Source organism: Pigmentiphaga litoralis (genome assembly GCF_048632615.1).
GTDB lineage: Bacteria > Pseudomonadota > Gammaproteobacteria > Burkholderiales > Burkholderiaceae_B > Pigmentiphaga > Pigmentiphaga litoralis_B.
This window is the reverse complement of the sequence record NZ_CP184479.1, coordinates 3,788,524-3,811,899: the sequence shown is the minus strand read 5'-3', so window position 1 is coordinate 3,811,899 and position 23,376 is coordinate 3,788,524. Positions and strand designations below refer to the sequence as shown.

At 65.5% G+C, this 23,376-nt stretch carries 20 protein-coding genes and 1 pseudogene; 6 read left to right on the top strand and 15 right to left on the bottom strand.

What is annotated here, in order from left to right; all coding sequences use genetic code 11:
* Nucleotides 1–152: 152 nt before the first annotated feature.
* On the top strand, nt 153–881 hold the full coding sequence (locus ACNANG_RS17440) for a hypothetical protein (protein WP_420224046.1): 729 nt from the start codon (nt 153–155) through the stop codon (nt 879–881).
* Here ACNANG_RS17440 and ACNANG_RS17435 read toward each other — a convergent pair.
* The gene (locus tag ACNANG_RS17435; RefSeq protein ID WP_420224045.1) at nt 859–1,653 is read right to left on the bottom strand and encodes a thymidylate synthase; all 795 of its coding nucleotides are present in this window, start codon (nt 1,651–1,653) and stop codon (nt 859–861) included. The genes ACNANG_RS17440 and ACNANG_RS17435 overlap by 23 nt on opposite strands.
* Nucleotides 1,654–1,786: 133 nt before the next feature.
* Complete coding sequence (locus ACNANG_RS17430; protein WP_420224044.1) at nt 1,787–2,455, bottom strand: dienelactone hydrolase family protein; 669 nt, start codon at nt 2,453–2,455, stop codon at nt 1,787–1,789.
* Nucleotides 2,456–2,593: 138 nt separating this feature from the next.
* Between ACNANG_RS17430 and pyk the strand changes: the two genes are divergently transcribed.
* Together pyk and ACNANG_RS17420 are read left to right on the top strand one after the other, a co-directional pair.
* Nucleotides 2,594–4,024, top strand: coding sequence for a pyruvate kinase (gene pyk / locus ACNANG_RS17425; RefSeq protein WP_420224043.1), 1,431 nt, complete (start codon nt 2,594–2,596; stop codon nt 4,022–4,024).
* A gap of 114 nt (nt 4,025–4,138) precedes the next feature.
* A complete protein-coding gene (locus ACNANG_RS17420; protein ID WP_420224042.1) occupies nt 4,139–4,627 on the top strand; it encodes a dihydrofolate reductase in 489 nt (162 codons plus the stop codon).
* Nucleotides 4,628–4,757: 130 nt separating this feature from the next.
* Here ACNANG_RS17420 and ACNANG_RS17415 read toward each other — a convergent pair whose 3' ends face one another.
* From ACNANG_RS17415 to ACNANG_RS17385, 7 genes are all read right to left on the bottom strand, one after another.
* A complete protein-coding gene (locus ACNANG_RS17415; protein WP_420224041.1) occupies nt 4,758–5,084 on the bottom strand; it encodes a P-II family nitrogen regulator in 327 nt (108 codons plus the stop codon).
* A 9-nt stretch (nt 5,085–5,093) separates the two neighbouring features.
* On the bottom strand, nt 5,094–8,195 hold the full coding sequence (locus ACNANG_RS17410; protein WP_420224040.1) for an efflux RND transporter permease subunit: 3,102 nt from the start codon (nt 8,193–8,195) through the stop codon (nt 5,094–5,096).
* A 4-nt stretch (nt 8,196–8,199) separates the two neighbouring features.
* Nucleotides 8,200–9,351, bottom strand: a complete 1,152-nt coding sequence (locus ACNANG_RS17405) for an efflux RND transporter periplasmic adaptor subunit (RefSeq protein WP_420227577.1) — start codon at nt 9,349–9,351, stop codon at nt 8,200–8,202.
* A complete protein-coding gene (locus tag ACNANG_RS17400; protein WP_420224039.1) occupies nt 9,351–11,114 on the bottom strand; it encodes a TolC family protein in 1,764 nt (587 codons plus the stop codon). Before ACNANG_RS17400 ends, ACNANG_RS17405 begins: the two co-directional genes overlap by 1 nt.
* Nucleotides 11,115–11,303: 189 nt before the next feature.
* Nucleotides 11,304–11,684 carry a glycine cleavage system protein GcvH gene (gene gcvH / locus ACNANG_RS17395; protein WP_420224038.1) on the bottom strand — a complete coding sequence of 127 codons (381 nt, stop codon included), beginning with the start codon at nt 11,682–11,684 and terminating at the stop codon, nt 11,304–11,306.
* A 43-nt stretch (nt 11,685–11,727) separates the two neighbouring features.
* The gene (locus ACNANG_RS17390) at nt 11,728–12,915 is read right to left on the bottom strand and encodes a glycine cleavage T C-terminal barrel domain-containing protein (RefSeq protein WP_420224037.1); all 1,188 of its coding nucleotides are present in this window, start codon (nt 12,913–12,915) and stop codon (nt 11,728–11,730) included.
* Between the two features lie 30 nt (nt 12,916–12,945).
* Nucleotides 12,946–14,055 carry an esterase gene (locus ACNANG_RS17385; protein WP_420224036.1) on the bottom strand — a complete coding sequence of 370 codons (1,110 nt, stop codon included), beginning with the start codon at nt 14,053–14,055 and terminating at the stop codon, nt 12,946–12,948.
* 142 nt (nt 14,056–14,197) lie between these two features.
* Here ACNANG_RS17385 and ACNANG_RS17380 point away from each other — a divergent pair, with 142 nt between their 5' ends.
* Nucleotides 14,198–15,463: a lipoprotein-releasing ABC transporter permease subunit gene (locus ACNANG_RS17380; RefSeq protein ID WP_420224035.1), complete on the top strand. Its 1,266-nt coding sequence runs from the start codon at nt 14,198–14,200 to the stop codon at nt 15,461–15,463.
* A gap of 14 nt (nt 15,464–15,477) precedes the next feature.
* Here the strand turns inward: ACNANG_RS17380 and ACNANG_RS17375 are convergent, their stop codons facing one another.
* Nucleotides 15,478–15,921 carry a MarR family winged helix-turn-helix transcriptional regulator gene (locus tag ACNANG_RS17375; protein ID WP_420224034.1) on the bottom strand — a complete coding sequence of 148 codons (444 nt, stop codon included), beginning with the start codon at nt 15,919–15,921 and terminating at the stop codon, nt 15,478–15,480.
* A 110-nt stretch (nt 15,922–16,031) separates the two neighbouring features.
* Here ACNANG_RS17375 and ACNANG_RS17370 point away from each other — a divergent pair, with 110 nt between their 5' ends.
* Nucleotides 16,032–17,279 (top strand): multidrug effflux MFS transporter, encoded by a 1,248-nt coding sequence (locus ACNANG_RS17370; protein ID WP_420224033.1) that lies wholly within the window; start codon nt 16,032–16,034, stop codon nt 17,277–17,279.
* A gap of 59 nt (nt 17,280–17,338) precedes the next feature.
* Here the strand turns inward: ACNANG_RS17370 and ACNANG_RS17365 are convergent, their stop codons facing one another.
* From ACNANG_RS17365 to ACNANG_RS17355, 3 genes are all read right to left on the bottom strand, one after another.
* Entirely contained in the window at nt 17,339–18,769 is a 1,431-nt protein-coding gene (locus ACNANG_RS17365; protein WP_420227576.1) for an amidohydrolase family protein, read from the bottom strand.
* A 75-nt stretch (nt 18,770–18,844) separates the two neighbouring features.
* Complete coding sequence (locus ACNANG_RS17360) at nt 18,845–19,654, bottom strand: TSUP family transporter (RefSeq protein WP_420224032.1); 810 nt, start codon at nt 19,652–19,654, stop codon at nt 18,845–18,847.
* A gap of 128 nt (nt 19,655–19,782) precedes the next feature.
* Nucleotides 19,783–20,760: a Bug family tripartite tricarboxylate transporter substrate binding protein gene (locus ACNANG_RS17355; protein ID WP_420224031.1), complete on the bottom strand. Its 978-nt coding sequence runs from the start codon at nt 20,758–20,760 to the stop codon at nt 19,783–19,785.
* Nucleotides 20,761–20,890: 130 nt separating this feature from the next.
* Between ACNANG_RS17355 and ACNANG_RS17350 the strand changes: the two genes are divergently transcribed.
* On the top strand, nt 20,891–21,643 hold the full coding sequence (locus ACNANG_RS17350) for a GntR family transcriptional regulator (RefSeq protein WP_420224030.1): 753 nt from the start codon (nt 20,891–20,893) through the stop codon (nt 21,641–21,643).
* Here ACNANG_RS17350 and ACNANG_RS17345 read toward each other — a convergent pair.
* Both ACNANG_RS17345 and ACNANG_RS17340 read right to left on the bottom strand, forming a co-directional pair.
* The gene (locus tag ACNANG_RS17345; protein WP_420224029.1) at nt 21,615–22,097 is read right to left on the bottom strand and encodes an NUDIX hydrolase; all 483 of its coding nucleotides are present in this window, start codon (nt 22,095–22,097) and stop codon (nt 21,615–21,617) included. The two genes, ACNANG_RS17350 and ACNANG_RS17345, sit on opposite strands and share 29 nt — an antisense overlap.
* Nucleotides 22,097–23,340: pseudogene (locus ACNANG_RS17340) on the bottom strand (NAD(P)/FAD-dependent oxidoreductase). The gene ACNANG_RS17345 and the pseudogene ACNANG_RS17340 overlap by 1 nt, the downstream one beginning before the upstream one ends.
* Nucleotides 23,341–23,376: the final 36 nt, after the last annotated feature.

The window sequence follows — 23,376 nt, the reverse complement described above, 5'->3', positions numbered from 1 at the left end:
GGCGGTGGAACGCCTACTATCGCATGACCTAGGGAAAACACCTAGTGGTTGTTGCTGCAGAGACTCGCAGCTTGACAGCGCAGGTGCCCGTCGACATCGCACGGTGGTGTTCATCGCACGGTGGCGTTCAGATAGGACAGATCCACCCTGGGGTGACCACCACTCAAATTAAAAAATCGGAAAATTTGCCACATCTGCGTCCGAGGGCATGCCAATGGCAAATGTGGCAAAAAATGGCGATTTTTGATTTTGAACAGTCCCCCGGCGCGCCCGGCACGGCCCCGTTGCAAATCGCACTGCCCGCCGGAACGTCGCCGGAAACGCAGCGAACCATGCAATTGGCCGTGAACAAGGCAGCGCGGATACTCGGACCGGAACTGGTGAAGGACGCAGATCGGCTGGCGGCTCTGCTCGTTGAATTGGCCACGCCTACGTCAGCCCTGATTCGGCAACGCATGGAGCGGCGACGCGTCGTCAGCACACTCGCAGTGGAAACAGAGTGGGTCAGCGCGCTGGAGCTTCAGGAAACCGTGGATGGTCATCCGCGCACGGTTGGGGACTGGAAACGACGCGGAAAGATATTCGGGGTGATGGGGCCGGATGGGAGGGATCTCTACCCGGCCTATCAATTCGATGCCGCGATGCGACCACTGCCGATCGTGGCCGATATCCTTGAACGGTTTGGCGCGGTATCAGATTCATGGCCGTTGGTTGCCTGGTTCCACACACCTAACGTCTGGCTTCTCAAACACCATATCAACTACCGGGAATTCATCGCGCCCAAAGACTGCCTGCACAACAAAAAGGGGCTGTATTTCGCGCTCAGCGTTCGTGATCGCAAAGCGGAAGCGCTCGACATCAGACCGCCACCGGCGCCTTGATGTGCGGGTGGAATTGATAGTCCTGTATCTCGAAATCTTCGTATTCGTAGTCGAAGAGCGTGGCAGGTTTGCGCCGGATGACCAGTTTGGGATAGGGGTAAGGGTCGCGCGAGAGTTGCAGTTCGACCTGATCGAAGTGGTTGGCGTACAGATGGCAATCGCCGCCTGTCCAGATGAAATCGCCCACGTCCAGGTCGCATTGCTGGGCCACCATATGCGTCAGCAGCGCATAGCTGGCGATATTGAAAGGCACGCCCAGAAAAATGTCGGCGCTGCGTTGGTACAGCTGGCAGGACAGCTTGCCGTCGGCGACGTAGAACTGGAAGAAGGCGTGGCATGGTGGCAAGGCCATTTGCGGTATATCGGCCACATTCCAGGCCGAGACGATCAGGCGCCGCGAATCCGGATTCTTCTTGATCTGGTCGACGACCTGGCTGATCTGGTCGATGTGCCCACCGCCAGGCGTGGGCCAATTGCGCCATTGCACGCCGTAGACCGGTCCCAAGTCACCGTCGGCCCGCGCCCATTCATTCCAGATCGATACGCCGCGTTCCTGCAACCACGCCACATTCGAATCGCCGCGCAGGAACCACAGCAGTTCGATGAAGATGCTTTTGGTGTGCAGCTTTTTTGTGGTGACCAGGGGGAACCCTTCGGCCAGATTGAACCGCATCTGGTACCCGAAAACCGACCGCGTACCTATGCCGGTGCGGTCTGTCTTGTGCACCCCGTGCTGGTACACGTGACGCATGAAATCTTCGTATTGGCGCATGGAAGCAAGCTGTCTAGAATTTTATACGCCCATTGTAGGCGCATCGCCAGGTGTGACATGAAGGCTGGCTGCGAGCCCGTGAAGACCGGGACAAGGCCGTGAAGACCGCTACGGGCCGCCATGGGCTCGGCCATTAGCCGATGTGTTTGCGGAAGAACGCCAGGGTGCGCTCATAGGCCTTGGCCGACGCGGCGGCGTCGTACGAACCGCGCTCGCTGCAATTGAAGCCGTGACCGGCCGAATAGACGTGCACGGGGATCTCCGGATGGCCGGCCTGGATCTTTTCCACGTCTGGCAGCGGAATGGAGTGGTCCTGGTCGCCGAAATGCATCATTACCGGAATCCTGGGCTGTTCGCCGATCATGTTCTGAATGCCGCCGCCGTAGTACGGCACCGCGCACGCAAAACCGTCGGCCTTGGACGCGGCGGCCCACGAGATCAGTCCGCCCCAGCAGTAACCCACGATCCCGACCTTGCCGGCTTCGGCGGCGACCTTCTGTGCGGCGGCCACGTCCGTCAGCGCCTGGTCCAGGGACACTTTGCCCTTTAGTTCCACGCCGCGCTTCACGTCGTCGGGCGTGTAACCGAGTTCCAGGCCCTTTTCGATCCGGTCGAACAAGGCTGGCGCGATCACCAGATAGCCTTCGGACGCAAACTTGTCGGCCACGCTGCGGATGTGGCTGTTCACGCCAAAGATCTCCTGCACCAGCACCAGGCCGCCGCGAGGCGTGCCAGTGGGGTCGGCGCGGTAGGCGCTCAGTTGGTTACCGTCTTGCGAAATCAGCGAAATGATCTGTCCCATGATGTCCCTTTTGATTGCCAGGTGAAACTACCGACGGCAACGATACCGCCAAACCCTGGGTCGATGCACCGCAGATTGTGAAACCTGAGGCGTCTATACTTTTCCAAGCAGTGCCCTTACCGAACGTCAGGAGACCCTATGCGCAGAACAAGAAACGCCAAGATCGTCGCCACCGTCGGACCGGCCAGCAGCGATGCGGCCACCCTGGCCCGGCTGTTCCAAGCCGGCGCCGACGTCTTCCGCCTGAATTTCAGCCACGGCACCCAGGCAGACCACCAGGCGCGTGTCGCCACGCTGCGCGCGCTGGAAGCCGAAGTCGGCCGCCCGATCGGCATTCTCATGGACCTGCAGGGCCCCAAGTTGCGGGTGGGCCGCTTTGCCGACGGCGCCGTGATGCTGGCCGAGGGTCAGAACTTTCGGCTGGACCTGGATGCGGACCGCCCCGGGGATGCGTCGCGCGCGCCCCTGCCGCACCCGGAAATCTTCGCGGCCCTGACCACGGGCACGGACCTGCTGGTCGACGACGGGCGCATCCGGCTGCGCGTGCAGCAGCACGGCCCCGACTTTGCCGACACCATTGTCATCAATGGCGGGCCGCTGTCCGACCGCAAGGGTGTGAACGTACCTGGCGTGGTGCTGCCGCTGTCGGCCATGACGGCCAAGGACCGTTCCGACCTTGCCTTTGGTCTGGAACTGGGTGTGGACTGGGTGGCGCTGTCGTTCGTGCAGCGCGCCGAGGATATCCGCGAGATCAAGCAGATCGTGGGCGACCGCGCCCGTATCGTGGCCAAGCTGGAAAAGCCGGCGGCGATTGCCGAGCTGGATTCCATCGTGTCCGAAACAGATGCCGTGATGGTGGCGCGCGGCGACCTGGGCGTGGAAATGCCGGCGGAACAGGTGCCCGCGATCCAGAAACGCATCGTGCGGGCCTGCCGCCGGGTCGGCAAGCCGGTGATCGTGGCCACGCAGATGCTGGAATCGATGGTGAGCGCACCGGTGCCGACGCGGGCCGAAGCGTCGGACGTGGCCACGGCCATTTATGACGGGGCCGATGCCGTGATGCTGTCCGCCGAGTCGGCGTCGGGCAAGTTCCCGATCGAGGCCGTGACCATGATGAACAACATCATCGTCCAGACCGAGGCGGACCCGCATTACCGGGAAGTCATGGAAGCATCGCAGACGCCGCCGCCCGCCGATATCGCCAATGCGATTGGGCGGGCCGTGCGCGGCGTGGCCAGCCTGCTGCATGTGGCCACCACGATCGCCTACACGCGGTCAGGCTATTCGGCGCTGCGCATGTCGCGCGAGCGGGCCGAAGCGCCGATCATCGGCATGACGCCCAACCTGACCACGGCGCGCTTGCTGTCGCTGGTGTGGGGCGTGCACGCGGTGCAGACGCACGAGGTGGCGACGGTGGGCGAGATGACGGATTACGCGTGCGAGATCGCGCTGCGTGAAGGATTTGCGACGCAGGGGCAGACGGTGGTGATTTCGGCGGGGCTGCCGTTTGCGTCGTCGGGGACGACGAATATCCTGCGCATCGCGACGGTGGGCGAAGCGGCGCGCTGAGCGGAGTATTAAGCGCCGGGGTGGCCGAAGGACGATGCTGCGGCAGGAGGATGGCGCAGGAACTCGGCGGCAGCGTGCTAGATTCGCGTTTTGCCGTCACGTTCGGAACGCTTCATGGCCCTGCCCTATTCGCTTATCGTCGCCTACTCACGCAACCGCGTGATCGGGCGCGACAACCAACTGCCGTGGCGTCTGCGCGGCGATCTTGCCCATTTCAAGCGCACGACCCTGGGCCAGCCCATCCTGATGGGCCGCAAGACCTGGGAATCGCTGGGTCGGCCCCTGCCCGGCCGCACCAATATCGTCATCACCCGCAACCCGGGGTATGTCGCCGAAGGCGCCGTGGTCGTGACGAGCCTGGCGGAGGCGCTGGCCGCCTGCGGCGATGCGCCGCACGCGTTCGTGATCGGCGGCGCGCAGATCTATGGCGAGGCGTTGCCGGGGGCCACGCAACTGATCGCCACGGAAGTCGACGTGGACACGGAAGGGGATGCGTTCTTCCCGCCCTTGCCCGAAGGTCATTGGGACGAAGTCGCCCGGGAAGCCCAACCCGAAGAAGACGGCCTGCGCTATGACTTCGTGACGTATCGCCGCCGCACCTGACTGCGGCCACACACCCACGCGCGGCCCCACCCACGCGCACTCAACGCCAGACAAAACAAGGGAGACCCACGGGTCTCCCTTGTCGTATCAGCCGGGTGCGACTCCGGGCGGCAGCCGCGCCGCCCCGTGTTTACTGCCCCGCTGGCTTCCATAGGTAGTCAAACGACTCCACCTGCGTAACCCACACGATGCCGTCGCCCACATGCCGCGTCGTGCCGGCGCGGACCAGGGCGGCGCGCAGCGGATCCACGAACTCGTCCTCCGCCACGATTTCCACCCGCACCTTGGGCGAGTAATCCAGCAGTTCTTCCTTGTGGTTCAGGGGCGGGTTGCGGGTGGGCGAACTGCAGCCTTCCACCTTCGACACGGTCATGCCTGGAAAGCCTGGCACGTGACGCAAGGCCTCGCGGACGTCCGTCAGCCGGTTTGGGCGAATGATTGCCTTGATTTCCTTCATGAAAGCTCCTTAAGCCTCTTTGCCTTCTTCATCGAACCACTTGTACAGGGTCGGAAGCATGAGCAAGGTCAACAATGTCGAAGTGATGAGACCGCCGATCACCACCACGGCCAGCGGACGCTGGACTTCCGATCCCGGCCCGGTGGCGAACAGGAACGGAATCAGGCCCAGCATGGCCACCGTGGCGGTCATCATGACCGGCCGGAATCGCATGGTCGCGCCTTGCAGCACCGACTCATCGAGCGACTTGCCCTCCATCCGCAGACCGCGGATGTAGGACACCATCACCACCCCGTTCAACACGGCAATCCCCCACAGCGCGATGAACCCGACCGATGCCGGCACCGACAGGTATTCACCCGTGACGAACAAACCGAAAATCCCGCCGATCGACGCAAACGGCAGCACCGTGATGATCAGCGAGGCGTACCGCACGGACTTGAACAGCAGGAACAGCAGGAAGAAGATGGCGGCGACCGTGATGGGCACGATGATCATCATGTGACCCAGTGCGCGTTCCATGTTCTGGAAGGTGCCGCCCCACTCCAGGTAGTAGCCCACCGGCAACTGCACCTTGGTCTGCACGGCCTGCTGCAGTTCGGCCACGAAGCCGCCCAGGTCCCGTTCGGCCACGTTGATGGCCACCACGATGCGGCGCTTGCCGCCCTCCCGGCTGATCTGCGCCGGGCCGTCCAGGACGTTGATCTTGGCCAGGCTGTCGAGCGGCACCCGGACGCCCCGCGGGGTCGTCACCAGCAGATCGCGAATCGCCGACACGTTGTTGCGGAACGATTCGGGCAGACGCACGGTGGCGTTGAAGCGGCGCTCGCCTTCGAAGATCTGCGTGGCGTTCTTGCCTGCGATGGCAATCTCGATCACGTCGTGCACGTCGGACACGTTCAGCCCGTAACGGGCTATGGCGCGCCGGTCGATATCGACGGTCAGGTACTGCTGACCGCTGATCAGCTCGACGCGGGTGTCGCGCGCACCCGTGATGCCGCTTGCCACCTTGGCGATTTCGTTGGCCTTCTGACGCAGGCGAGTCAGGTCTTCGCCGAACACCTTTACGGCAACGTCCGACCGCACGCCGGTCACCATTTCGTCCACCCGATCGGAAATCGGCTGGGCCATGACGACCTGTGCGCTCGGGATGACGGCCAGCTTCTTCTGGATCTCGGCGGCGATCGTGTCCTGGGTCCAGCCGTCGGGCCATTCATCGCGTGGCTTGAGGCTGACGATAGGTGTCGACTCGTTCTGCGATTGCGGGTCGGCCGGGCTTTCGCCGCGCCCCACGCCCGATACCGCGGACTTCACGCCGGGCACTTCCATGATCAGCTTCATCGCCTGCATTTCGAGCTTGATCGATTCTTCAAGCGAAATGTTGGGCACGCGGTTGATCGATGGCACGATCGAGCCTTCCTTCATTTCGGGAATGAAGGCCGTACCAAGGAAAGGCAGCAACGCAAGCGAGCTGCCGAACAGCAATACCGCAAGCACCACGGTTTTCTTGGCATTGGCAACGGCCCAGGCCAGCATGCGCAGGTACGGCTTCTTGAGGACCGCGATCAGTTTGGTGTCGTGCTCCGCGCCGCCTTTGAGCACGTACGACGACACGACCGGCGCGAGCGTCATGGCCAGCACGACCGAGATGCCCAGAGCGATGGCGATGGTGTAGGCCAGTGGCGCGAACATCTTGCCTTCCATGCCCTGCAGCGTCATCAGCGGCAGGAACACCAGGATGATGACGCAGATGCCGAACACGACCGGCGTCGCGACTTCCGTCACGGAACGCAGGATCACGCGGATCTTGCTGTCTCCCGGCTCGCGCGGCCGCCCAAGGTGGCCGAACGCGTTCTCGACCACCACGGCCGGACCGTCAACCATCAGGCCGATCGCCACCGCCAGACCGCCCAGCGACATGAGGTTGGCGGAAATGCCGAACTGGTTCATGGCAAAGAAGGTGAGCAGCGGCGTCAGCACCAGCGTCGAGATCACGATAATCGACGAGCGCAGGTCTCCTAGGAACAGGAACAGCACGACCACCACGAGTGCAATGCCTTCCAGCAGCACCTTGGTCACGGTCCACAGCGCGGCGTCGACCAGTTCGCTTCGATCGTAGTAGGACACGATCTGCAGGCCATCGGGCAACATGCCCTGGCTGTTGATCTCGGCCACGCGCGCCTTGATCCGCGACGTCACTTCCTTGGCATTGCCGCCGCGCATCATCATCACGATGCCGCCGACCGATTCGGTCACCCCGTTCTTGACGACCGCGCCGTAACGCACTTCGTGGCCGATCGTGATTTCGGCGACGTCCCGCATGTAGACCGGCGTGCTGCCCGATTCGACAAGCACGATGTCGCCGATGTCTTCCAGCGTTTCGATCAGACCCACGCCGCGGATCAGGTACTGCTCGGCAAAGCGCGGCAGAATGCCGCCTCCCGAGTTGGCGTTGTTGCGGGCCAGCGCTTCGTACACCTGGGAAATCGAAATGCCGTAGTGATTCATCCGGTCAGGATTCATCAAGGCCTGGTACTGCTTGACGTAACCGCCCTGCGAGTTGATTTCCGCCACCTGCGGGATCGAGCGCAGCAGCGGACGAACGACCCAGTCCTGCACGATGCGCCGCTTGGTCAGCTCTTCGACCGACAATTCCTTGTCGCCGTCGTCGGGCTTGTCGAGCGTGTACTGGAAGACCTCGCCCAGGCCCGTCGACACCGGACCCAGCACGGGCGTGACACCGGTCGGCATGGTGGAAGCGACTTCGATCAGGCGCTCCATGACCAGTTGCCGCGCGAAGTACACGTCGGTGGCGTCGGTGAACACCAGGGTGATCAGCGACAGCCCGGGCTTGTTCAGCGAACGCATTTCCTCGATGCCAGGCAGGCCGGTCATCGCGATTTCCACTGGCACGGTCACGAAACGCTCGACTTCTTCGGGCGATCGCCCGGGCGCTTCGGTCGCGATCTGCACCTGCACGTTGGTCACGTCGGGGTAGGCGTCGATCGACAGCTTGCGTGTCGCATCCAGTCCGACCGCCAGCGCGATGACCGCCAGGACGATCACGATCAGCCGCTGTTGCAGAGCAACGCGGATTATCTTTTCTAGCATGCGACTACTCCTGGACGATGCCGGTGCGCTGGTTGTTCAGATGGAACGCGCCTTCGACGACGACCTTGTCGCCTTCCCGCACGCCCGACTGCACGACGCGCGTGCCGTTGTAGCTCTGGCCCAGGGTGACTTCGGTCGCGCGGTAGGTGCCGGGCTTGGTCTCCACATACACCATGTCCTTGTCTTCGGAACGGATCACCGCCGAATTGGCCACCACGACCTTGTCGCTGGGGCGGCTGGCGATCAGCATGCTGGCCAGCATGGCCGGCTTCAGCCGCCCTTCAGGGTTTTCGAGCGACGTGCGCACCAGCACCGTCCGGGTCGTCGGATTGACGATCTGGCCGACGTAGATCAGCTTGCCGGTGAACTTCGTGTTGCCCAGGGCAGGCACTTCGATTTCGGTCGTCTGGCCTTGCGCCACCAGGTCGGCCTGCGCTTCGGGCACTTCGGCCACGGCCCAGACCCGCGACAGGTCGGCCACCGTGAACAGGGCCTGCGCGGGCTGCACCACCTGCCCGATCGACACATTCAGTTCAACCACCGAACCGCGCATGGTCGACACCACGGGCGAGAACGAGCTGATCTGACCGTCGGAGCCGAGCCGGCTGATGACGCCGTCGGACATGCCCAAGACATTGAGCTGGTCGCGTGCCGCGCGTCGTTCCGCCTCGGCCACGTTGTATTCGTTTTCGCGCTTTTGCAGTTCGCCGCGGCCGATCACGTCGGCGGCAAACAGCTGACGTGCCCGTTCGCGGTTGTTGGCCTGCAATTCGCTGTAGGCGCGCGACTTCAGGTAGGCGAGCTGCGCGGTGCCGAGTTCGCTGCTGTGCAGACGGGCCAGCACGTCGCCGGGCTTGACGGCCTGGCCGAGCTCGGCGCGGATTTCGGTGACCCGGCCGGTGACGGTGGCGCCAATGCGCGCAACGCGTTCGATGTCGAAGTCGATCCGGCCGCTCACGCGCAGCATTTCGCCGAAAGGCTGCTTCGTGATCGTTGCGACCTTGATCCGCGAGGCCATGGCTTCATCGGCCGTCACGATGGCGGGATCGCCGGCCGGCGCGGCCGGCGCGGCGGTTTCCGGCGCCTTGTCGCCGCACGCGCTCAACGCGATCGCCAGGGCGACCAGGGACGCGGAGAAGGAAAGGGAGTGCTTCATCATGGTTGACCTGAATCGGAAGTGGGGGCGAGCAGACGCTCGATGTCAATGGCGGCCAGTTGCAGATCGAATCGCGCGGCAATGAGATCCGTACGCGCGACACGCAGCACACGCTGGGCGTCGATATATTCCAGGATGCCGCGCTCGCCAAAGCGGTAGGCGGCTTCCGACACCCGCAACGAGGCCTCGGCCTGGCGCACGATGCCCGATTCCAGCGCCTCGACCTGGGCGGCGGCGATCTGGAACTGCTGATAGGCCGCTTCCAGCTCCTGGCTCAGGGCGAACTCGCGCCCTTCGACCATGGTGCGTACCTGGATCAGGCGCGCGGCGGCTTCGGCGATCGGACCCTGGCGGCGGTCCCACAGCGGCACGCTGACCACCAGGCCGACGCGGGTGTTCTGCACATCGGGTTCACGCTCGGTGGAGGCGCGGATGGCAAACGTGGGCCGGTTCAGCGCCCGTTCGTAATCCACGGCCACGTTGGCGCGTTCCAGTTCCAGACGCAATTGACGCAGTTCGGGATTGATCGACAGCATCGACGCCCGCAGGGCATCGAGCGGCGGAATCTGCGGCGTGCGCAGCGCCAGGCCACCTTCGATCGCAAAGCTGAGCGGCAGTCCGCCACCCACCTGCTGGCGCAGGAAGGACTTGGCCCGATTCACCCGCAACAGGGCGCTCTGGCTGTTCTTCTGGGCGTTCAGCAATTCGGTTTCGGCACGGATCGATTCGCCCCGCGGCGCATCGCCCACGTCCACGCGCACTTGCACGCGATCGTAGATCTGCTGCATCAGCGCCAGGTCTTCTTCCGCCGCACGAAATTCCGCTTCGCGCCGCAGCGTGTCGTAGTACGCCTGCTTGACCGACGCGATCAGGTTGGTCAGGAAGACATTGCGTCCGGCCAGGGTCGCGTCCAGGGTGCGTTCCGCGATCTGCGTGCGCAACAGCCGCTGGCTGGGCAGGTCGATCCGCTGCGTGACCGACAGGGTGTTGAGCGAACCGGCGGCGCCACCGGTCTGGCGCGCCGATGCGCGGCCCGTCTGGTAGTCGATTTCGGGATTGGGGTAGGCGCCGGCCGTGGTAATGCCGGCCCGCGCGGCATCCACGCCGGCGGCCGAGGACCGGACGCCTGCGTTGGACGTCAGGGCAATGCTGACGAGCTGGTCGAGCGTATAGGGGGCCTGGGCCGCCATCGCCTGCGGCGCGGCGAAGCCCAGCCACACCGCGAATGCTAGGGTGATCGGTTTCATTGATATCAACAAGGGACGAACAGGCACGGCGACAAGATGTCGCGCGCAAAAGCAGGGACGGCAACACGCCGGCCCGACTAAGGAAGCGGAATTACAGCGTCGCCATGGGCGGCCGATAGGTGCGGAACACCGGGGCCGGCAACGGGAGAGAGGGCGAGCCGGCGCGATGACGCGGCTGCTGACGATGGTATGGATCACGCCCAGGATGGGCAAGTCGAATTCATGCGGGTCGACCGGACCGGCGCTGGCGGATGACGTGTCGGTGGACAGGCGGCAGGCCAGGCGATCGACGTTCACGTCGCGCAGGTCCAGCGCCGACAGCTGGTCGACGATATGCGGGGTGTCGTCGTCGAAGAATTCCCAGTCGTCGAACTGGGCGGCCATCAAGGCCATGGCCGTCAGGTCGATGGCGGAAGTGGTGGCCAGGTCGCTGAAACCGAAGTCGCTGAGCCCGCCAAAAGAAGGCTGGGCCATCCCGCCGGTTGCGAACGCCACGGAGGTGGGCGAAAAGGTCACGACCGACTCATGCGCGTTCCGGCAATCCACGGCAGATGCCCACGCCAGATGCAGCGGCATGAGTACCAGTGTGAATATGATGAGAACGAATCGCATTGCAGCATTTTAACGGCTGAATGGCGTTTTGCAATTCGGGGCTGTTACAAACCCTTCGTGACCCGCGCTGTTGCTGGGTCAACGAGGGTTGGCTCAGCGGACGCCGGCGCTTTCTTCGTACCCCGCCGCGTCGAGCCAGCCTGATCTGTCCTCAGGGTTTTCCGCTCGCATCTTGAAGATCCAGGTCTCGTAAGGAGACTCGTTCAACAGACCGGGGTTATCGGACAGGGCATCGTTGAAGGCCACGACATCTCCAGTTACAGGCGCGTGGATGTCGGACGCGGTCTTGACCGATTCCACCACGCCGGCCGGATCGCCAGCGGATAGGCGGGCGCCCACTTTGACGTCGCCCACGAACACGAGGTCGCCCAGGCGGTCCTGCGCCGTGTCGGTGATGCCGACAACGATCAGGTCGTCTTCGGTGCGGATCCATTCATGCGTGACGGCATAGTGGCGGTCGGGGGGCGTGGGCATCATCGGTCCTTGCAGGGCAGATTCGAAAGTTCGGTTCCAAGGGTCAAAGCGGGGGCGGTGCAGGCGCAATCGCATGACCGCGCCTGACGAATGGTAGCGCGCAATCGCGCGCGTTGCGCCAGACCCCGCCGATCTCGACCTGGGCCAGCGCGCCTTCGGCCGCGCGCGCGGGAATCCGCGCCAGAGCGATCGTCACGCCCAGGGTGGGCGAACGGGTCAGGCTGGTCACGTCGCCTTCGGCCGGTTCGCCTGCAATCAGGATACCGGGCAGCCGCACGCGCGCGGGCGCACGGGAGGGAGGCAGTCCGACGTCGGCAGCCAGGTCGTCATCCGCCTCATCATGCGCGTGGGCGTCCGTCACGATCAATCCCGCCAGCCGGCGGGAGGAAGGCCGGGCTTCGAGCGCCCGCCGCCCGATGAAGTCGCGCGACGCGTCGTGCCTGCAGACCGTATCCCCCAGGCCGGATTCGAGGGGCGATGTGCCGGTGCCGGTTTCACAGCCATACCGCACCAGGCCGGCCTCGATGCGCAGGCTGTCACGCGCCGCAAGGCCACAGGGCCGCACGCCCAACGCGACCAGGTCGCGCCACAGTTCGATGATGGCGTCGATCGGTCCGAAACACTCGTAGCCGCCCTCGCCGGTATAGCCCGTGTGGGCCACCATCAGTCCACTGCATTCCGTGAAGGTGCGGCGCGGCAGGGGTTCCGTCAGAGGCCGGCTGCCCGCGCGCGCCGCCCAGAACCGTTCGGCGGCATGGGGTCCTTGCAGGGCAAGCATCGCCAGGTCGCGGCGGGGCTGGATGGCGAGCCGCCACCCGCCAGTCTGGTGAACGTGATCCATCCAGGCCACGGCTGCGTCGGCGCACCCTGCGTTCAGCACGATGCGCCAGGCATCGCCGCCCAGCCGGTACACCATGGGATGGTCGATGATTCCGCCCTGGTCCGACAGCAGACAGGACAGCAATGCCCCGCCTGCCTCGGCCACGCCATCGACATCGTTGGCAAGGACGTGCCGCAGGTAGGCGCGTGCGTCTCGCCCCTGCACGTCCACCACCAGCAGGTGCGAAATGTCGAACATGCCCGCCGTATGCCGCACGGCCTGATGTTCGTCGATGCCCGGATCATCGGGGCCGTACGAGCCGGGCAGGCTCCAGCCTTCATGCTCGACCATCCGGGCGCCCAGTGCGCGATGTTCGCTGGCCAGGGGAGAACGACGCGGCAGCAGGCTCATGGCGGCATCCCTATCCGGGCAGGCGCGGCATTACCGCACGTTGCGATCGAGCCAGGCGACCAGCCACCCCGCCAGTTCCAGGCTGTTCCGGTCCTGCATCAGCATGTGCGAGTTCCCCTTGATGCCAAGGTCGGGCAAGGAAATCATTTCGGCCTTGCCGCCCACCTTGTTCACCGCTTCGATGAACTCGCGGCAGGCCTTGAAGCGCGGCGCCCAACGCGGCGACAGGTCGACATAGTCCCCCCACAGGACCAGGATGGGCAGGCCGGCGTAGGGCTTCAGGTCGCCATTGGCCGCGGGGCAGGTACCGGGTTCGATCGACACGATGCCGGCGATGCCGTCACGGTTCAGAGCCGCTGTCTGGAACGGATAGATCCCGGATTGCGAATGGCTGACCAGCACCGTGTTCTTGACCCGTTTGGCCAGTTCCGACAACGCCGGCACGGTCGGGTTGGGCGTGGGCAGCGTGTTGATCCAGTCCGGCACCATCTGCTTCCAGAATTCGTTCTGGGCTTCGAGCGGGAACAGCAGGCCCGGAAAGACCTGCGGGTAGGTCGCTCCGAAACGGAACACCATCCACGCATCGGCATGGCCCACCGAGTAGACCGTGGGCAAGGTGGACGCCGGGGCCTTGCCCATCTTCACGGCGTTGATGGCGGCCGGGGTGGCCGCCGACCGGCCCCGCGCGGCCTGGTCGACCACGTAGGTCGGAAAGCCGCTGCGCACGAAGTACTCGTCCCAGCCCATGCGCCCATCTGGCGTCGACTCCCAGGTCTTGCCGGTCAGGCAGCAGCCATGGACCAGGGCCAGGGACAAAGGTCGCGGATTGACCGGCACCTGGTAGCGGACATACATCTGCTCGACCGTGATCGTTCCGGACGGCGCATACGCAGGCAGGGTCGACAGCGTGTCGGACGTCACTTCCTTGCCCCCCAGAAAGAAGCTCCCCTGCCGCGCCAGGGTCAGGGGCGTGTCCGGCGACAGGCTGTTCTGTCCAGAGGTCATGCCGGGCGCGCAGGCCTGCAGACCGCAGACGACGGCGGCGCCTGCAATCCATCGCCCCAGCATGGACAGCGCGGAACGATCGGACCAGGTAGCGGGGCGGGTATGGGACGGACGGGGTCGGGCGGCAAAGGTCATTGTGTCTCCTGCGGTGCGCCCCGGCGTCGTTGCGCCGGGGATCGTGGCCCCAGTCTATCGGCGCGCCGCCGCCGCGACAAGCCTGCCCGGCCGGACGCGCCACGCGCTGTGGCACACTGCACCCTCTTTCCGGGAGTCCGAGTTGAGCTGGTTGAAGAATGTGCCCTACGAATGGGCGGTGGGGCTGCGCTACACACGGGCAGGCCGGCGCAGCGGCCGGGATTCCTTCATCTCGTTCATCGCGCTGACCTCCATGCTGGGCATTGCCCTGGGTGTGGCCGCCCTGATCACCGTGCTTTCGGTCATGAACGGGTTCCAGACGGTGGTGCGCGACCGCATGCTCGCCGTCGTGGCGCATATCGAAATCGTCGACCGCGCCGGCGTGTCGCCCAACTGGCAGGAACTGGCCCGCTTTGCCGAGCGCAATCCCGAAGTCCGGGGCGCTGCTCCGTTTCTGGACGGCCAGGTGCTGCTGACGCGCGGCACCACGCTGCGCGGCGTCGTGATGCGCGGGATCCTGCCGTCCGAAGAACCCAAGGTTACCGACATCGTCGACACCCTGAAAGAGGGAACGCTGGACGTGCTCAAGCCGGGCGAATTCAATGTCATTTTGGGGGCGGAGCTGGCGTCCGCCCTGTCGGTCAAGGTGGGCGATCCGGTCACCATGATGGCGACCGATGGCCAGGCGCTGCAGTCGCGCGCCCTGCCCCAGCTGACGCAACTGAAGGTGGCCGGCATCTTCAGCGCCGGGCATTTCGAATTCGATTCGTCGCTGGCCTACATCCATATCCAGGACGCGCAGACCCTGTTCCACCAGCCCGCCCCCAGCGGCGTGCGGCTGCGGATCCGTGACGTGCTGCAGGCGCCCGAGGTGGCGCGCCAACTGGCGGCCGACCTGCCGCCCAGCATCTACCTGCGCAACTGGACGCAGCAGAACGCCACGTGGTTCGCGGCGGTCAAGACGCAGAAACGCATGATGTTCCTGATCCTTGCCCTGATCATTGCAGTGGCGGCGTTCAATCTGGTGTCGACGCTGGTCATGACCGTGAAGGACAAGCAGGCCGATATCGCCATCCTGCGCACGCTGGGCGCGACACCGGGTTCGATCATGAAGATCTTCGTGATCCAGGGCGCGGTGGTGGGCCTGGTCGGGACGGCCTCGGGCGTGCTGCTGGGCACCCTGCTCGCCCTCAACATCCACACGGTCATTCCGTTCATCGAACGCCTGCTGAACGTGCAGTTCCTGAACCAGAGCATCTACCTGATCACCGAATTGCCGTCGGAATTGCGTTGGCACGATGTGGGACTGATCGGCGGGTTCGCGGTGCTGCTGGCCTTCGTGGCCACGCTGTATCCCAGCTGGAGCGCGGCGCGCGTGCGGCCGGCCCAGGCGCTGCGCGAGTCGTAAGGCGTTTGGCTGCCCTAGCCCTTGTCGACCGACTTTCCGTGCCGCTCGATGGTGCGCAGCATGTCGACCAGCGTGGCCCGGTCCTTGGGCTCGATGCAGGAAAACAGCGCATCCATGGCGTCGCGCCGCGGCTCGGCCACGGCGGCCAGCGCGGCTTCGCCGGCCGGCGTGATCACGATCAGCTGCGCGCGCCGGTCGGTGGGGTGCGGCTGACGTTGCACCAGCCCGTCCCGTTCCAGGCCATCGATGGCATCTGTCAGCGTCCTTGGCGATTGCCCGAACCACTCCGCCAGTTCACCCGGGCGGCTGGGACCTTCGCGCTGTAGCGCCGTCAGTAATTTTCCCCGCGACATCGACAGGCCATGGGCCGCCATGACGGAATCGATACGGGGGCGCAACACCCGCCACACGGCAAGTAGCGCGTCAGCCACATCGGTCGGCGTTGACGAGTCTGGCATGGATCCCCATAATGGCAAACAAATAGTGTGGTACCTCACTATGAGTGTACCGCAAGGTTATCGCCGGCTCCCATCCGGTCTAACCCGACCCCTTGCGTCGAGATCCCATCATGCCTGACACGCCGCCCCTGCCCGCCTCCCGCGCTACCTTGAATCCGGCCACGACCGCGTTCATCCTGTTCCTGGGTGCGCTGGCTGCTCTGCCCCCGCTGTCGATCGACATGGGCCTGCCCGGCCTGGGCCAGGTCCAGGAAAGCCTGAACGCCACGGCCAACCAGGCAACGATGACACTCAGCCTGTTCCTGCTGGGCTTTGCCATTGCGCCGCTGGTGCTGGGTCCGCTGGCCGACCGCTTCGGCCGCCGTCCCATCCTGCTGTGGGGTGTGGCCGTGTTTACCGTGGCGGGCCTGGGCTGCGCCATGGCGCCGTCCATCGGTTCGCTGCTTGGCTTTCGCGTACTGCAAGGCATCGGCGCGGGCGCCGGCGCCATGCTGCCCGTGGTGATCGTGCGGGACCTGTTTACCGGTGCGCAGGCCCGAGCCCGCATGTCGTATGTCACGCTGGTGCTGGGTATCGGCCCGATCATCGCCCCGGCCCTGGGCGCGGGCATCATGGCGCTGAGCGGCTGGCGCGAAATCTACGGCGCGCTGAGCGTGGCCGGCGCGATCATCTTTGTCGTGGCCTTCTGGTCATTCGGGGAAAGCGCCAAGCCCGGGCAGCGCAGCAGCCTGCGTCCGCGCGACATTCTGCGCAACTATCGCAATGTCCTCAGCCACCGCATCTTCCTGGATTTTGCGCTGGTGAACGGGCTGACGTTCGCGGCCATGTTCGCCTACATTTCGGGGTCGCCCCTGGTGTTGATGGCCAACATGGGCCTGTCCACGGGGGCCTACAGCGTGATCTTTGCGATTACGGCGGGCGCCATGGTGGTGGGATCGTCCGTCAACGGCTGGGCCGCCACACGCGAGATGAACCCCAAAATGCTGTTCCGCACCGCCATGGCCCTGCTGGTGCTGTCGCCCCTGCTGCTGGTGGTGCTGACCTTGACCGGCAGCTTGACGGTACCGGTGCTGGTGCCCCTGATCGCCGTCACGACGTTTTCGCTGGGCATCGTCATGCCCAACTCGACTCACGGTGCGCTGCAGCCCATGGGCCGCACGGCCGGTGTGGCGTCGGCGGTGTTGCGAGCGATTCAGATGGCCTGCGGCGCCGCCGCCAGCGGCCTGGTCGCATCGCTGTATGACGGCAAAAGCGCCATCGCAATGACCGGCACCATGTTGCTATGCGCGGCCGGTGCCGCAATCGTCTACCTGTGGATGCTGAAGCCGGCGCTGGCGAAGGCCGCCGCGGCGGCGTAGATCGCAGTCACCGCGTAAAGGACAGCGAATCGGGCCGGCCGGCCCATGACGCGCAGGGCCTAGCGCCGCACCGACGCCCGGTACGCGGCCGACAACGGGTGGATTTTCTGGATCGGCGCCTTGGCCACCGCCGTGGCGGCGATCCGCCGCACCTCCGCCATCAACGCGCGGGCGTCCCAGTCCACGGGCCATCCCTGCCACAGGCGCAGCGCGCCGTTGACGAACACCGCATCGATCTGATCCCGGTTGGCCAGCCGCACCAGTTCCCAGCTCATATCCCACGACGGCAGCATTTCCGGCACATCCATGTCGACGAGCAGGAAATCCGCAGCCAGTCCTTCGGCAATACGCCCTGTGCGTTGCCTTAGCCCGGCAACGTCCGCCCCGCCCGCCGTGGCCTGCTCCAGCCAAAGCGCGCCGCCGCCCGCCGACGAGTCGCCCCGCATCAGCCCGAACGCCAGCCGCTGATTGGTTTCTGCCGAGTCCATCAGACGAAAGCCGTCACTGCGGGTGCCATCGGTGCCGAGGCCAACCCGAATGCCCAAAGCCGACATCGTGACCGCGTCCGCCACCGCATTGCCCTTCCAGACACTGGCGACCGGGTTGTAGCTCACCGCCGTATCGGTTTCCTTGAGCAGGCGCATTTCATACGGCGTTACCAGCGTGGCATGCGCAACCAGCGTCTGCGGGCCCAAGGCGCCCACGCTGTCCAGGTGTTCCAGCGGCCGCAGGCCCCGCGCCACCAGCGACCGTTCCACGGATGCCAGGTGTTCATTGACGTGCGTCTGGAACACGACACCGCGCTCGGCGCTCAGGCGCGCCACATCGGTCAGTTGGGCATCGCTGGCCGCTTCGGGTGTGGAGATCGCCAGGGACGGGTGCACCAGGGCATCGTCCGCCCACACATCGATATGCCGCTCGGCCGCCTGCAGCAGCCCATCGCGCTGCGCTTCCGCGCCCGCGTCGTTGCAGATCAGTCCCAGCACGCAGCGCACGCCTACGTCCTTGGCGGCGCGGGCCACGGCTTCCAGCCCCAGTTGCGCCCGCGTCCCGGCGTCGCACACGGTGGTGAAGCCACCGCGCAACGCTTCGAGCGACGCCAGCTTGGCCGACAGATACAGGCTTTCCTCATCCAGGCTGCCTTCCAGCGGCACCCAGATGCGGCGAAAAATCTCCGAGGGTTCGCCGAAGGCCAGCGCCTTGCCGAATGACTGCGTCAGGTGATGGTGCGCATCGACAAAACCCGGCATGAGCAGACGGCCCGGCAGCATCCGCATCGTCAACGCCGGGTGCGCCTGGCGTAGCCGCTCCACCGGGCCAATCTCGGCAAACACGCCCTGCGCGATCCGCACGGCCATGCCCTGGACCGGCCCGTCGGGAAGCAACAGCCATTCGGGCGCCAACAGCAATTCGTCGGCCATCAGGGCAGACGCGGTCAGTCCCGCCGACGAGGCGGGGAAGGTGCGGGCGGTCGGTTCGTAGACAGTCATCATGTTTTCCAGATTCGTCGAAAACGGCCGTGCGAACGCATTCGCCGTCTTCGTTCGTCACATTCGTTCGCGCGGCTAGCCGGCCAGCAGGCTGCGCAGGCAATAGGCCAGCCCCACGGCGATCAAGGCCACGGCCACGCCAAGCTTCAATACCCGGGTAGGCATGCGCGCGGCGATGGCCGTGCCGGCCACCCACCCCACCACCAGCAGCGCGCCCAGCAACAACCCCAGGCGGACGTCGAGCTGCCCTGTCGCAAGGTTGACCGCCGTGGCCGACAGCGCGATCGGCAGCTGGATGCCCTGCGCCCAGCCGATTGACAGCCGCGTTGGCGCGCCACAACACATCAACAGCGGAAGCAGGATGACGGGACCCCCGGTGCCAGACCACGCGGACCCGCATCCGACCACCAGCCCCAGCACCGCCACCGCACCGTGCCCATGCAGGGCCGCAGGCATGCCGCCCTCCGCGCGCGCCTTGCGAGCCAGCAGCGTCTGGCAGCCCGACACGATGGCCAGCGCGGCGACGCCCAGTTGCGCGGCGGTAGCGGGCAGCCACTGCAGGGTCAGGGCGCCCAGCGCGGCGCCCAGCAAGGCCCACCCGTACAGAGCCAGGGGCTGCGTCGTCGAAGCGGGGGTCAAGGCACCCGACCCTGCATTGCGTGCTGCGACAGCGTCCGCTGCGGCTTCCGCCTTACGGCGCCGCCGCAGCCACGCCATGGCCGCCATGCCGGTGAACATGAAGCCGAAGGTCGATGCCGGCACGGCCTGCGCCACCGGCATGCCCGCCAGGGTCGTCAACACCGGCACCACCAGGATCCCGCCGATGCTGGTCGCCCCCACCGCCAGCCCCGCCACGACGATCAGCGCGAGCACGACGGCGCTCATGACTGACCTTCAGGTGGGCAACGCGGAGGGCGGGAGATCGGCATCAGTGCGATTCAGGGTCAGGGCCAGGGCCAGGGTCAGGGTCAGGGTCGGACGGAGGTCGGGTCGGGGGCCAAGCCAGCGATCCCTCAATCCATCCGGATGCCGGCAGTGTTGATCACCGTCGACAGCATCTGTTTTTCTCGCGCCAGGTAGCTTGCGAACGCCGCCGGGGCCATGTCCATCGGCGCAAAGCCGGCATCCGCCAGTTTGCGTTTCAGTTCGGGGTCGGCATGGACCGCGGCCAGCTCCCTGGCAATGCGGTCCACGATCGCCGCATCGGTATGCGCCGGCGCCATCAGGCCCTGCCAGGAATCCACGTTCATCGACTTGAATTCGGCGGTCTCGGACAGGCTGGGCACGTTGGGCAGGCCTTCCCAGCGCGCCTGCGACGTCACGCCAAGGGCCTTCACCTTGTTGTCACGAATGAAGTTCTGCGCCAGGCCGACCGGCAGCACGGCCAGATCGATCTGCCCGCCGGCCAATTCGGTCAACACCTGCGGACCCGACTTGTAAGGCACGTGCATGATGTCGATGGCGGCCATCTGCTTGATCATCTCGGCGGTGATGTGCAGCGATGTGCCGACGCCATCCGTGCCGTAATTGAGCTTGCCGGGCTGGCTGCGCGCCAGCTTGACCAGGGCGTCCGCCGAATCCACCGGCAGCGTGGGGCGCGCAATCAGCACGAAGGCCGACGAAGCCACCGGCGCGATGGGCAGGAGTTCCTTCAGACCGTCGTACTTGAAGGTATTGGGCGAGACCAGGGGCGCCACCGTGACCGGGCTGGCCACCGCGAACAGCAGGGTGTAGCCGTCCGGCTTGGCGCGAATGACGCGCTGCGTGGCGATGGTGCCCGACGCGCCCACGACGTTTTCGACCACCACGGGCTGCTTCAGGCGTTCGGCCAGGCGGGGCATGACGATCCGGGCGGCAACGTCCACGCTGCCTCCTGGTGCAAAGGGCACCACAACCGTGATGGGCGACGACGGATAGGCCGTGGTCTGCGCGACGCCGGCGTGCGATACGGCAGCAACAAGGCTGCCCAGAAGGATCTTTATCAGTACCATTGGCTTTTGCATGATTCACGCCCGAGTGGATTTCAAGGGAATCGCACCATGACGATGCGCATTAGACTTGTCATAACAAGTTATGACAAGTGAAGCAAAAGCTGTGCCAATAAAACGGACCGCCAGGGCTGTGCGTGCTGCCCGCTCGCCACTGGTCGCCACGGCGTCGCCCCTGTACGCGCAGCTGCGGGATCGTCTCAAACAGCAGATCCTGGATGGCAAGCTTGGCCCGCAGGCCAAGCTGCCTTCCGAAAGCGAACTGACGGCACACTATGGCGTCAGCCGCATTACCGTGCGGCAGGCGCTGAACGAACTGCACCGCGAAGGGCTGATCGTGCGCGTGCACGGCAAGGGCAGCTTCGTTTCGCAGCCCGTCGTGGCTCAGGATCTGACCCAGCTGCGGGGTTTGTCGGAGTCCCTGTCCGGAGAAGGCCGGGTTATCCACACCCGGATGCTGTCGTTCAAAACCGTCAAGGCCAGCGAGCGCGTCGCGGCGCACCTGCGGGTGCCCGTGCGCAGTCCGGTCAGCGAGCTGCGCACCGTGCGCTACCTCAACCGGGCGCCGCTGTCCTTGAACCATTCGTATATGTCGGTCGCCCTGGGCGAGCGGATCCGCAAGGCCGATCTGGCCAATCGCGACCTGATCGCCATTTTCGAAAATGACGTGGGACTGACGATTACCCGGGCCGACCTGTCGATCAGTGCGCTGACGGCCGACGAGTCGCACGTGAAGCCATTGGCGGTGGATCTTGGCGCGGCACTGCTGCAGGTGGAACGAGTGCTATTGGCGCCCGACGAGTCTCCCTTGCAGTTCGAGTCGACGACCTACCGGAGCGACCGCTTCAGCTACAGCCTCAGTGTGGAGCGGCGTCGGATGGGCTGACCCCCCAGGCGTCTTCCTGGACGAAGCGCGCCACACGCAATCGCAAGTGGGGAATCGCGTGCTCGCATTCGACAAACTCGGCAATCGGCATCAGCTGCCAGTGTTGGCCTTCGTCCCCGAACCGGATCAAGGCCACGTCGGCGGCGGTCAGCCAGCCGGCAAACAGCCAGGTCGGCAAGCCGCCCGCCGCCACGGCAGGATAGGCCCGCGCAACGGTGATCTGCGCCGGCGGCAGCACCAGCGCGAACTCTTCGAACAGCTCGCGCGCAGCGCATTCCCACGGGGATTCCTTGACCTCGCGGCCACCGCCGGGCAGGTCCCAGCAATTGGGCCAGGGCAGGTCGGGAATGTCGTCCCGCCGGTACACCAGCAGGCTGTCTTCGAAACGCAGGGCAAGCTTGGCGCCGCCAAATGGCGCGGACAGCGGTAACGGAATGGGGTCGACGGCTTCCATTACACCGCCTGCCCGGCAGCCACGCCCGATGCCCACGCCCACTGGAAGTTGTAGCCCCCCAGCCAACCGGTCACATCGACCGTTTCTCCAATGAAATGCAGCCCCGGCACGGTCTTGGCCTCCATCGTCTGTTGATCCAGTCCTCGGGTGTCGACACCCCCACGCATCACTTCCGCCTTCTTGTAGCCTTCGGTTCCGCTAGGCACGATCGACCACGAAGACAGGCTGCCAGCCAGCGCCCGCAGCGTCCTGTCGGGTACGTCGGCCAGGCGCTGGGTCGCCAGTCCCGGCCACAGGCCGGCATGCGCCACCAGCCATTGCTCGGCCAGCCGCCGCGGCAGGAGCCCGCTCAGCACGGTTCCTACCTGTTGGCGATTGCCCGGCTTGGCGTCGAGCAGCGCGGCGGCCAGGTCCAGCCCCGGCGACAGGTCGATCGTGATCGGTGTGTTGGGTTCCCAGAAGCTGGAGATCTGCAACACGGCCGGGCCCGACAGGCCACGGTGCGTGAACAGCAGGTCCTCGCGAAAGCGTGGCGCGCGCTTGCCTTCGCCGGTCCGGATATCGACTTCGAGCGCCACCCCGGCCAGGGGCACGAAGGGCTTCCAGGCGGCCGCATCGAAGGTCAACGGCACCAGGGCCGGGCGCGGTTCAATGATTTTGAGGCCAAACTGGCGGGCGATCTTCAGTCCGAAGTCCGTGGCGCCGATCTGGGGAATCGGCAGGCCGCCGGTGGCGATGACGACGCGATCGGCGCGGATCGGCCCGTGGGACGTCTCGACAAGGAAACCCCTGCCCCTGCCCGATCCCGAGGTGTCGCTAACGTGGGTCGAGCCCGCGGCTTGCGAGTCCGGCAGGCCGTGGCTGGCAGGCGCCGCGCTTGCATCGTGCGTGATCGCCGTCACGCTGCACGGCATGCGCCACGACACGCCCGCCGCATCCGTTTCGGCACGCAGCATACGGATGATGTCCTCGCTGGACTCGTCGCAGAACAGCTGGCCGCGGTGCTTTTCATGCCATGCGATGCGGTGCCGCGAGACAAGATCGATGAAGTCCTGCGACGTGTAGCGGGCCAGCGCCGACCGGCAGAAGTTCGGATTGGCCGACAGGAAGTTGGCCGGCCCCGCGTCGCGGTTGGTGAAGTTGCAACGCCCACCCCCGAGATGCGGATCTTTTCGGCCAGCCTGGTGGCGTGGTCGATCAGCACGACCCGGCGGCCGCGCCGCCCGGCCGTCGCCGCGCACATCATGCCAGCCGCGCCCGCGCCGATCACGGCGACGTC